Below are 10,849 nucleotides of genomic sequence, written 5' to 3' on the forward strand. Positions count from 1 at the left end.
GTTCGTCAACAGTCCGGGCGGGAAGGGACGAGATGGTCGCCGCCGCGGTCGAGGCGGCTCGCACGACTCTCGCGGTCCACGCGGACGAGGTCGACAGAAGCGCTGTGTTCCCCGCGAAATCCGTTGCGGCATTGGCGCACACCGGATTGCTGAGCGCCGCGCTGCCTCAGCGGTTCGGCGGGGCCGGCCTGAGCGCCGCGGACCTTGCCGAGATCGGCCGGGCCCTGGGCCGCGGGTGCGGTTCGACCGCGATGATCTGGGCCATGCACCAGGTCCAGGTCGCCTGTGTCGCCAAGCATTCGGCCGGCTCCACGACGCTGGAAGGACTGCTTGCCGTCCTGGCCGCCGGGGACGGGCTGATCGCCTCCGTCACCACCGAGCTCGGCGTCGGTGGCAGCCTGCGGGAAAGCCGCACCGCCTGCGTCGCGCAGGGGGACCGGGTGACCGTCGTCAAGGAAACTCCCACGGTCTCCTACTCGCAGATGGCCGATGCCTTCCTCGTCACTGCCCGCCGCAACCCGGATGCCGCTCCTGGCGAACAGGTGCTGGTGCTGGCCGGCAAGGACGACGCCACGCTGGAGAACGTCGGCGAATGGAACACCATGGGCATGCGCGGCACTCGCAGCCCCGGGTGCCGGATCACCGTCGACGTGCCGGAGACCCAGGTGCTCCCGGTGCCGTTCGCCGAGATCGCGGCGCGGACCATGGTGCCGCTGTCCCACATCCTGTGGAGCGCGGTGTGGATCGGGATCGCCGAGGAAGCCGCCGGACGCGCCGTCCGGATGCTGCGCCGCAGCCGGCGCAACCACGGGCCAGAGCGCGGCCCCGACTTGCGGCTGGCCGCGATCGGCGAGCGGCTCGGCCTGCTCGACGGCCTGCTCAAGCTGGTCGCCGACGGATACGACCGGCTCGCGCTGGACCCGGCCGGTGAGCCCAGCGCCGATTTCGCGATCGAGATCAACAATCTCAAGCTGGCCGCGTCGGTCGAAACGGTGAAGGTGGCCGAGACCGCGTTGGAGATCTGCGGGATGGCCGGCTACCAGGAGCACACAAGCCTGTCGGTGTCTCGGATGCTCCGCGATCTGTACTCGGCCCGGCTGATGATCTCCAACAGCCGGCTGCTGGAAACCAATGCAACCTCGATGCTGATGAGGCGTTATGGCTGAGCTTTCCGTCCCTGTCGCGTTCGACCCGGCGAACCTCTCCCTCGACAGCTCTGTTCCGGGACTGGCGCTTTTCGACGGGACGCACGAGGCGCTGATCGACGCCCTGCACGTGTCGATCGGCCGGTTCGCGGCCGCCGAGCCGGCGCACCGGATCGGGGTGCCGCAGGTGATTTCCCGGGCGCTGCTGGAGCGTCTCGGTTACGTGGAATCGTTCCCGCAGCTGCTCGGCACGGTCTTCACCTACGAAGGCGACGACCGGCAGTGGCGCGAGATCGTGCCCGCGCTGCGCCGCGGCGAGCCGTGGACGCAGCGGCACGAACTCACCGACGCGGTGCTGCTTCCCGCGGTTTGCTACCACCTCTACCCGCAGCTCGCGGGTGCTGAACTGACCGCGCCCGCGGTCTTCGACCTGACCGGCCAGTGCTACCGCCACGAACGCACTGCTGAACCGGGCCGGCTGCGTGCCTTCCGGATGCGCGAGCTGATCCGGATCGACGCCCCGGACGCCACGGTGGCCTGGCGGGACGGCTGGACCGAACGGGCTCGCGACTGGCTCGGCTCGCTCGGCCTCACCGCGTCGATCGTGCCTGCCAGCGATCCGTTCTTCGGTTCGGCGGAACGGTTGATGGGCTCGATGCAGCGGGCCGAGCAGCTGAAATGGGAGCTGGTGGTGGAGGTCGCCGACGGGCTGTCCCAGGCGGTGGTGTCGTGCAACTACCACAAGAACCACTTCTCCGAGGAGTTCGGGTTCCGGATGAGCGGGGCCGAGGCGCACACCTCGTGCACTGCTTTCGGACTGGAGCGGATCGCGCTCGCGGTGCTGCACCGGCACGGTCACGACCGCCGGAACTGGCCTGCCGAGCTGGCCGGTGCAGCGGCGCCCGTCCCCGGACTCGACGGCCGCCCGTGACCGCTCCCGCCGAGGATTGTGGAGATCCCATGTTCAAGGTCGTGAAGAACGCCGAGGCGGTCCATTCCCTGTGGCCGCAGGCAAAACCTGTGCCGGAGGGCTGGCAGGAGACCGGTGCGCAGGGCAGCGAGCAAGACTGCCTCGCCGACATCGCCGCGCGCTGGGAAGGCCCAACCGGTGCTGTGCCGCAGCACGGTCCGGCGACCTGCCTGCACGAGCGTTTCGAGGAGCGGGCGCGGGAGGACGGCGAAGCGGTCGCCCTGGTCGACGGTTCGCGAACGGTCACCTACCGGGAACTCAACCGTGCCGCCAACCAGCTGGCGCACCGGCTGCGGAACTCCGGCGTCGGGCCGGAAAGCCTGGTCGGGGTGTGCGCGCGGCGCGGCGCCGAGCTGGTGGTCGCGCTGCTGGCTGTCCTCAAGGCAGGCGGCGGCTATCTGCCGCTCGACCCGGACTATCCCGGGGAACGGCTGCGGTACATCGTCGAGGACGCGGGCTGCCGGATCGTCGTCGGTCCCGAGGCTCTGCGCGGCACGGTCGAGGCGCCCGAGTGGGTGGCGCTGGACGACGCGAACCTCACCGCGCTGCCCGAGGACGACCTCGAGTCCGGAGCGGCCCCGGGCAACGTCGCCTACGTCATTTACACGTCCGGGTCGACCGGGGCGCCCAAGGGCGTGCTGGTCAGTCACGCCAATGTCACCAGGCTTTTCGAGGCGACGGAAGAAGAGTTCGGCTTCGGTCGGGACGACGTCTGGACGCTCTTCCACTCGTTCGCTTTCGACTTCTCCGTATGGGAGCTGTGGGGCGCACTGCTCTACGGCGGACGGCTGGTCGTCGTCTCGTACCCGACCAGCCGTGACCCGGAGGCGTTTCTGCGCCTGGTGCGCGGCGAAGGCGTCACCGTGCTCAACCAGACCCCCTCGGCGTTCCGGCAGTTGTCCCGCGCCGCGGAACTCGCGAGCTGGCCCGCGCTGCCCTTGCGCTTGGTGGTGTTCGGCGGCGAACGGCTCGAACTGGCCGGCCTCAGTGCCTGGTGGGAGCACTACGGCGACACCTCGCCGCAGCTGGTCAACATGTACGGCATCACCGAGACCACCGTGCATGTGACGCTGCGTCCGCTCGCGAAGGCGGACCTGGACCGCACCGTCAGCCCGATTGGCCGCCCGTTGGCCGACCTGTCCCTCCACGTGCTGGACGGGAATCTGGACCCGGTGCCGCCGGGCACCCGGGGAGAACTCTTCGTCGGCGGCGCCGGGGTGTCGCGCGGCTACCGGGGACGGCCGGAGCTGACCGCCCAGCGCTTCCTGCCCGATCCGTTCGGTCCGCCCGGCGCCCGGATGTACCGCACCGGGGATGTCGGCTCGGCGGCGGACAACGCCGAGTACCTCTTCCATGGCCGGGCCGACGACCAGGTCCAGCTGCATGGGTTCCGCATCGAGCCGGGGGAGGTCGAGGCCACCGTCCTCCGGCACAGCGAGGTGCGCGACTGCGCTGTCGCCGTCGTCGAACGCGCCAGCGGTGAGCCGGTGCTGGCCTGCTACTGGAGCCCGGCCCCGGACGCGACGGTCACCTCGGCCGAACTCCGTGCCGCGTTTGCCGATCAGCTACCGGCGCACATGGTGCCGTCGGCGTTCATCCGGCTGAACGCGTTGCCGATGACCGCCAACGGCAAGCTCGACACCGCGCAGTTGCCCGGACTCCGGGACGCCGAGCGGGCCGGCGAAGCGGACTTGGCCGCACCGCGCACCGAAACAGAGCACGCGCTCGCTCTGGTGTGGCGGGAGGTGCTGGATCTCGACGTGGTCGGCGTGGACGACAATTTCTTCACGATCGGCGGCGATTCCATCACGGCGCTGCCGTTGGTGCAGAAAGCCGAAGAGGCAGGCGTGCCGTTCGCGATCGAAGACCTGTTCGCGTACCCGACCATCGCGGAACTCGCCGAACGGGTGGCGACCCGAGACATCGGCTCGGCCCCGGTCGCCTCTCGAGAAGAGTCGGCTCTGTTGCCGGAGAGCTATCTGCGCACCTTGCCGCCGGAGGTGGAAGCGGCGTATCCGGCATCGGCGCTCCAGGGCGGCATCATCCTGCACAGCATGATGAGCGGCGATCCCACCTTGTACCACGATCTCGGCAGTGTCCGGGTGCGCGGTCTGCTCGACCCCGGCGCGCTGGACCGGGCTTGGCGGCGGCTGACCGGCCGGCACGAACTCCTGCGCTCGGCTTTCGACCTGACCGGCCACCGGGTCCCGGTTTACCAGGTGCACCGCTCCGTGGACGTGCCGGTGGAGATCCTCGACGCGCAACACCAGGATCCCGCCGAGTCCGTACGCGATTGGTGGCGCATGCAATGGAAACGCGGGTTCGATCTCGCCGCGGCCCCGCTCGTGCGCTGCCACGTCCACGATTTCGCGGACGGTTCGTTCCAGCTCTCCGTCTCGGCGCACCACTCCGTTCTCGACGGATGGAGCTTCTCCGTTCTGCTCAGCGAACTGCTCACGACGTACGACAACGAACTCGGCGGCACCCCGTCGGCGGACGCGCCCGCACTGCCCTTCCGGGAATTCGTCGCGCTGGAGCAGCAAGCGACTGCGTCGGAGCCTGCCAAGCAGTATTGGCAGCAGGTGCTCAAAGGTGCGGAGCCGCTTTCGTTCAGCCCGGCAGCCGCGACGGCTTCGGCCGGCGAGCCGCTGCCCGACCCCGATGTCACGATTGTCCTGGAAAGCGGTCTCACCCACCGGATCGAGGAGTTGGCGGCTTCGGTCGGAACCTCGGTCAAGAGCGTCTGTCTGGCGGCGCACCTGGCCGCGCTGCGGCGGCTCACCGGCCGCGAGGACGTGGTGACCGGCCTGGTCGCCAGCGGCCGTCCTGAGCGGGCCCACGCCCAGCGCAGCATCGGGGTCTTCCTGAACAGCGTCCCCGTCCGGGCCGACCTGGCGGGGCAAACCTGGCGCACCCTGGTCCGGCATGTTTCCGAGGCGGAGCGGGACCTGATGCCCCACCGGCGGTTCCCGCTGGTCGAGATCCAGCGGACGACCGGACAGGAGCCGTTCGCGGTCCTGTTCAACTTCACCTCCATGTACGTCTTGGACCTGCGGGACCGGCTGTCCCGGATCGCGGCGTCCGACTGGTGGTTCTCCGACCACAACAATCTCGCGGTCAACGTCGAGGTCGACTGCGATCCGGAATCGGGCCGATGGCAGCTGAGCGTCCGCGTCGACCGGCGGCGGGTCAGTCCGGACATCGCGGGCCGGTTGGCGGAACTGATCAACGAGGCGCTGGGGGAATGCGTCGACAGCCCGGATTCCCCGCTCTCCCGGGAGGGCTGACAGGGGACCCCTGAAGGGCTCCCTGGAAGGAGATGCGGTCGTGAGGAACGGCCCTGGTGGTTGGCACGCCGCCGGAACCCGGCCAGCTGTGTCGATGTCGATTTTTCGGGCGCAGCCCGAGTGAACCCTGACGAGAGAAGACTGCCACCCCATGTCCACTACGCCTGACGAGAATGCGAAGAGAGGCACCGACTTTCATCCGCTGCGGCTGCGCGACTTCCGTCTGCTTTTCATCGGCCGCACCCTGTCGACCCTGTCGGAGGCGCTGGTGCCCGCGGCGCTGGCCATCGCCGTCGTGCTCACCACCGGTTCGGCGACCGCCATGGGCATCACGCTGGCTTGCGCGACCGTGCCCCGGGTGGCGCTGATGCCGCTGGGCGGCGTCTTCGCCGACCGGTTTCAGGCGCGGCGGATGGCGATGAGCGCGGACCTCCTGCGCGTCTTCACCCAGGTCTTCGTGGGCATCGAACTGCTCAGCGCGTCGCCGGTGCTGTGGCACATCTGCGTCTCGCAGTTCCTCTACGGCGTGGCCTCGGCGTTCTCGATGCCGACTAGGTCGCCGATGGTGGTCGGCACGGTGCCGGAATGGGCCCGGCAACGCGCCAACGCGACGATGGGCTTCACCAAGGGTGCGGCGTGGGTGCTGGGGCCCGCGCTGGCCGGTTCCCTGATCTACCTGGTCGGCAGCGGCTGGGTGTTCGTCGTGGACGGCATAGCGTTCGCGATCAGCGCCGGGCTGCTCGCGATCACCACCGTGCGCCATGTGCCGGTCCCTCCCCAGACCCTGCGGAAGGACCTGGCCATCGGCTGGCGCGAGGTCGCCAGCCGGCGCTGGCTCTGGATGAGCCTCGTCGCCCATTCGGTGTGGAACTTCTGCGCCGGGATCCTGATGACGCTCGGACCGGTGATCGCGATCCTGCACCTCGGCGGCGAGAGCACCTGGATCTGGATCCTGCAGACGGGCGGGATCGGCCTGCTGGCCGGTTCGCTGCTGGCGAGCCGCATCCGGATGCGCCGCACCGTGATGTGGGCGAATCTCGCGCTGGCGACTTACGCGATCCCGTTGCTTCTCCTCGCGGTGCACGCCCCGGTGCCGTTGATCATCGCCGGATACGGGGTGGCCCAGGCGGCGCTGGGGTTCCTGAACCCCACTTGGGATACCGCGCTGCAGGAGCACGTGCCGGCGGACCGGCTGGCGCGGGTCGACTCCTACGACTGGCTGTTCTCGCTCGCCGCACAGCCGCTCGGCTACGCGGTGGCCCCGTTGCTCGCTGCGTGGTGGAGCCCGTCGGTACCGCTGACCGGGGCCGCGGTCCTGGTCCTCGTGGTCTGTCTGGTCGCGGGCACGACGCCGGCGGTCCGTGCCCTGACCTCCGGTGTGCCGGTCAAAGAGAGCACTCCGACGCCGGACGCGGTGAGCAACGGCTGACGGGTTCGTCCGCACGTCGCGGCTGCATTCGAATACATGGGCATCGAAGGGGGACTGTGAGATGACGAAACCAGCACGGCTTGTCGTCGTGTGCGGCCGCAGCGCCGCATCGGTCGGGGAATTGGTCGGCGGGCTGAAACCGCTGGGCGAGCTGGTCTTTCTCCTCGATACGTCCCCCTACAACGATCCGTTGCGCGCCTTGCTGGCCAAGGTCGGCACGGTGCTGGACATGGCACCGACGGCCGCGGCGACCGCGGAGCTGCTGCGACCGCTGCGGCCGGATGGCATAGTCACTTTCAGCGAGAGCCTGCTCCCGCTGACCGCGAGCCTCGCGGCCGCGCTCGAACTGCCGTTCCACAGCCCGGATAGCGTCGCCTTGCTGACAGACAAACACGAGCAACGGCGACGTCTCCGGGAACGAGGGGCGGACACAGTACGCACCCATCTGCTGACCTCGTCTTCCGATTGGCCGTCAGCGGTGGCGGAAGTCGGCCTTCCCGCGGTCCTCAAACCCGTGCGCAGCGAAGGCAGCCGGAACACGCACGCGGTGTCCGAGGATGCCGAAGGCAAGGCGCTTGTGCACGACCTGCTCGACAGTGGCCGCGAACGCGCGTTGGTGCTGGAGGAATTCCTGATCGGACGGGGGAGCGGGGCTCATGCGGGGTACGTATCGGTCGAGTCTTTGGCCTCCCGCGGCGTGGTCACGCATCTCGCGGTGACCGGCAAATACCCCATGATGGCCCCGTTCCGGGAAACCGGGCAGTTCTGGCCGTCCGCGCTGAACTCCGCCGAGGAACGGGAAGTACTCGACCTGGCCTCCCGCGCCGTCGATGCGCTGGGCGTGCGGACCGGGCTGCTGCACACGGAAATCATCCTGACTGCCGACGGCCCGCACATCATCGAGGTCAACGGCAGGCTGGGCGGGCTCGTCAACGACCTCGCCGTCCGGGCGGCCGGGGTCAGCCTGGTGCGGCTGGCCGGCCAGGTCGCGCTCGGCGAGCACGTCGTGCCCGAGCCCATCAAACCTCGGGAAGTGTTCTACCAATTCACGCATCTCGCGCCGCTCGAGCGGGTCCGGTTCGTCAAAGCCGACGGACACGGCGTCATCCGCAGGCTGCCCGGGGTCGACACGCACCGGCCGTTGGTCCAGGCAGGCGACTGGCTCGACGGCGGGACCGGGTGGACGATGCTGGACCTGCTCACCGGTCGGGCGGCGTCGCACGGCGAAATGAGCGCGCTGATCGACCGGGCGCTGGACACGGTCGAGTTCACCTTTGCGACGCCCGGCGGGGACATCGAAACCCTTTCCGGCCGCGCCTGCTCGCCGTGGGCCGCGCCCTCGTGAACCGCGGAACTGATCCACCGGCCAGAAATGGCAATCGTAAGAGAATTGTCGGTGCAAAGGCTGTCAGTTATGCATAGGTCATATTCGCGCGGCCGCACCGTCGGCGCGCCCCAGGATCTCTTGATAGACGACGCTTTCGTGGATCTGTCTCCGATGGTGCGCCGCCGGCTCGCGCTGAAATGCGAGGGATTCAATTTCTCCGGTTCGGTGAAGGCCAAGTCCGCGCTGCGGATGGTGAACGATTCCGAGGACGCGGGCCTGCTGCGGCCGGGGTCGGCCTTCGTCGAATCGTCCTCCGGCAGCCTCGGCGTCGCGTTAAGCATGATCGCCGCCCACCGCGGCTACCGGTTCACCTGTGTCACCGACAGCCGGTGCAACGAGCGGAACGTGCGGCTGATGGAGGCGTACGGCGCCGAGGTCGTCGTCATCGCCGAGCCGCACCCGGTGGAAGGGCTGCTGGGCAGCAGGATCCGGTACATCCAGGAGCTGTGCCGCAGCGACCCGGGAATCCTCTGGCTGAACCAGTATGCGAATGATTCCAACTGGCGGGCGCACTACCAGACGACCGGGCCCGCGGTGGCCGGAGCCTTTCCCGACCTGGAATTCCTGTTCATCGGGGCGGGAACCACCGGAACGCTCACCGGATGTGCCCGGTATCTCAAGAAGATCGGGCACCCCGCCCGCATCGTCGCGGTGGACAGCGTCGGGTCGGTGACCTTCGGCGGGCTTTCCGGCCCCCGGTACATTCCCGGGCTGGGCACCGGCAGGCGTCCGGAAATCGTCGACGAAAGCGTCGTCGACGAGATCCTCCTGGTGCCTGAGCGGGAGGCGATCCGGATGTGCCGGTTCCTCGCCAAGAAGGGCTGTCTCCTCGGCGGGTCGACCGGGACCGTGGTGGCCGGAGCCTGGCAGCGGCTGTCCGCCGAACGCGACGATGTCCAGGCGCTCGGCATCGCCGCCGATCTCGGCGAGCGCTACCTCGACTCGGTCTACGACGACAAATGGGTGCGTGCCCGGTTCGGCGAGATCGGGGAATTCGATCCCGACGAGGAGAACCTGGCCGCTGCCGCTGCCGCTGCCGCCGCTGCTGCCGCCGCTGGCGACGCGATCTGCGGATGAGCCCGGCCCACTCGTTTTCTTCCGTTCCGCACCACTCTGTCCGCACATTCTGAGGAGCTTTTTTCGTGCCCACTCCTGAATTCGCTGTCATCGCCGGCGAGACGGTCCACGGCATCCTGGCCGGCCAGGAAGCCGAGGTGCTCGAGGTGGTCCGCGGCGCCTACCTGGCGCACGGGGACGGCCAGAGCGTAAACCCGCCCAGCTACTTCCTGCGCTACCCGGACCGCCCGGCGGACCGGATCATCGCGCTGCCCGCCTCGCTCGGCGGCGGGTTCGACGTGGACGGCGTCAAGTGGATCTCCAGCTTCCCCGGCAACGTCGCGGCCGGGATTCCGCGGGCGTCGGCGGTGCTGATCCTCAACGACCACGAGACCGGCTACCCGTTCGCCTGTCTGGAGAGCTCCATCATCAGCGCCGCCCGGACCGCTGCGTCGGCAGCGCTGGCCGCAGCCGAGCTGCACCGCGACCGGCCGCGCCCGCGCACGATCACGTTCTTCGGCACCGGCCTGATCGCCCGGTACATCCACACCTACCTGCGCGGCACGGGCTGGGATTTCGACGAGATCACCGTCTACGACCACCACCGCGAGTACGCCGATGCGTTCGCCGGCTATCTCGACGGGCACGACAAGGCGAACGTTGTGGTCGCCGAGGGTCCGGAACCGGCCGTTCGCGCGGCCGGGCTGATCGTGTTCGCCACCACGGCCGGCGCGCCGCACGTCCACGAGCCCGGCTGGTTCGCGCACAACCCGACAGTCCTCCACGTTTCGTTGCGCGATCTCGATCCCGCCATCCTGCGCGGAGCGGTGAACGTGCTGGACGACGTGGAGCACTGCCTCAAGGCCAACACCTCCCCGCACCTGCTCGAACAGGCCGACGGCAACCGGGACTTCGTGGACGCGACCCTCTGTGACGTGCTGCGGGGCTTCGAGCCCGACCGCGGCAAGCCGATCGTGTTCTCCCCGTTCGGCCTTGGCGTGCTGGACCTGGCCATCGGCGCGCACGTGTACCGCCGAGCCGTCGATCGCGGACTCGCGAGCCCGGTGCCGGGCTTCTTCCACGACCTGGACCGGTATCGCTGATGGTTGGCTCGGTCCACCGTCGGCCAGATCCCCTACCTGGGCTACCGCGCTGGTAGTCCTGCCGGATCACGACTTCGCGGTCACCCGGGAACTGGCGCATCTCCGCCCGCCCCTGACGTTGGAATTCCCGCAGCAGCCCGCAGCAGCCCGCAGCAGCCCGCAGCACGCCGCGGAGCCCCGGCATTGTTTCGTTCTGCCCGACTTCGTTGTGATTGGTCAGATGTCCTGGACGGCGAAGGCGCCTTCATCCCGGCGCAGGTCGGACCCCCTAGCGGGCCCGCGCCACCCGGCGCTCGTCCCACACCGGCTCGGTCGTCTCGCGCACCACGCCGTCCGAGCCGAACACTAGTGCCGCATCAAGCAACGTTCGCCCTGTTCACGACCTCGCGGAGGCGTTCGTCGGCGGCGTGCTTGTTCCGCCAGATGATGTAGCGGCGGATCATGCTGCCTTGCTCCTTGTGGCTGGCGTGGT

The 10,849-nt window shown here is 69.1% G+C and carries 7 protein-coding genes and 1 pseudogene; 7 read left to right on the forward strand and 1 reads right to left on the reverse strand.

Annotated elements, in window-relative coordinates; genetic code table 11:
* Window positions 1-32: 32 nt before the first annotated feature.
* From ACTWQR_RS23540 to sbnB, 7 genes are all read left to right on the forward strand, one after another.
* The gene (locus ACTWQR_RS23540; protein ID WP_443229109.1) at window positions 33-1,166 is read left to right on the forward strand and encodes an acyl-CoA dehydrogenase family protein; all 1,134 of its coding nucleotides are present in this window, start codon (window positions 33-35) and stop codon (window positions 1,164-1,166) included.
* Window positions 1,159-2,076 carry a hypothetical protein gene (locus ACTWQR_RS23545; protein WP_443229110.1) on the forward strand — a complete coding sequence of 306 codons (918 nt, stop codon included), beginning with the start codon at window positions 1,159-1,161 and terminating at the stop codon, window positions 2,074-2,076. Before ACTWQR_RS23540 ends, ACTWQR_RS23545 begins: the two co-directional genes overlap by 8 nt.
* On the forward strand, window positions 2,073-5,402 hold the full coding sequence (locus ACTWQR_RS23550) for an amino acid adenylation domain-containing protein (RefSeq protein ID WP_443229111.1): 3,330 nt from the start codon (window positions 2,073-2,075) through the stop codon (window positions 5,400-5,402). Before ACTWQR_RS23545 ends, ACTWQR_RS23550 begins: the two co-directional genes overlap by 4 nt.
* Window positions 5,403-5,553: 151 nt before the next feature.
* Window positions 5,554-6,831, forward strand: a complete 1,278-nt coding sequence (locus tag ACTWQR_RS23555; protein ID WP_443229112.1) for an MFS transporter — start codon at window positions 5,554-5,556, stop codon at window positions 6,829-6,831.
* A 61-nt stretch (window positions 6,832-6,892) separates the two neighbouring features.
* On the forward strand, window positions 6,893-8,176 hold the full coding sequence (locus ACTWQR_RS23560; RefSeq protein WP_443229113.1) for an ATP-grasp domain-containing protein: 1,284 nt from the start codon (window positions 6,893-6,895) through the stop codon (window positions 8,174-8,176).
* A 138-nt stretch (window positions 8,177-8,314) separates the two neighbouring features.
* A complete protein-coding gene (gene sbnA, locus ACTWQR_RS23565; RefSeq protein ID WP_443229114.1) occupies window positions 8,315-9,295 on the forward strand; it encodes a 2,3-diaminopropionate biosynthesis protein SbnA in 981 nt (326 codons plus the stop codon).
* A gap of 65 nt (window positions 9,296-9,360) precedes the next feature.
* The gene (gene sbnB / locus ACTWQR_RS23570) at window positions 9,361-10,377 is read left to right on the forward strand and encodes a 2,3-diaminopropionate biosynthesis protein SbnB (protein ID WP_443229115.1); all 1,017 of its coding nucleotides are present in this window, start codon (window positions 9,361-9,363) and stop codon (window positions 10,375-10,377) included.
* Window positions 10,378-10,733: 356 nt separating this feature from the next.
* On the opposite strand, the pseudogene ACTWQR_RS23575 reads toward sbnB, so the two are convergent.
* A pseudogene (locus ACTWQR_RS23575) lies at window positions 10,734-10,849 on the reverse strand (transposase); the annotation flags it as partial.

Source organism: Streptomyces sp. 2A115, assembly GCF_052245575.1.
Taxonomy (GTDB): Bacteria; Actinomycetota; Actinomycetes; order Streptomycetales; family Streptomycetaceae; genus Streptomyces.

What these genes read in the sequence shown, in the direction of transcription:
- ACTWQR_RS23540 (WP_443229109.1), top strand. Translation starts at nt 33, where the DNA reads ATGGTCGCCGCCGCGGTCGAGGCGGCTCGCACGACTCTCGCGGTCCAC.
- ACTWQR_RS23545 (WP_443229110.1), top strand. Translation starts at nt 1,159, where the DNA reads ATGGCTGAGCTTTCCGTCCCTGTCGCGTTCGACCCGGCGAACCTCTCC.
- ACTWQR_RS23555 (WP_443229112.1), top strand. Translation starts at nt 5,554, where the DNA reads ATGTCCACTACGCCTGACGAGAATGCGAAGAGAGGCACCGACTTTCAT.
- ACTWQR_RS23560 (WP_443229113.1), top strand. Translation starts at nt 6,893, where the DNA reads ATGACGAAACCAGCACGGCTTGTCGTCGTGTGCGGCCGCAGCGCCGCA.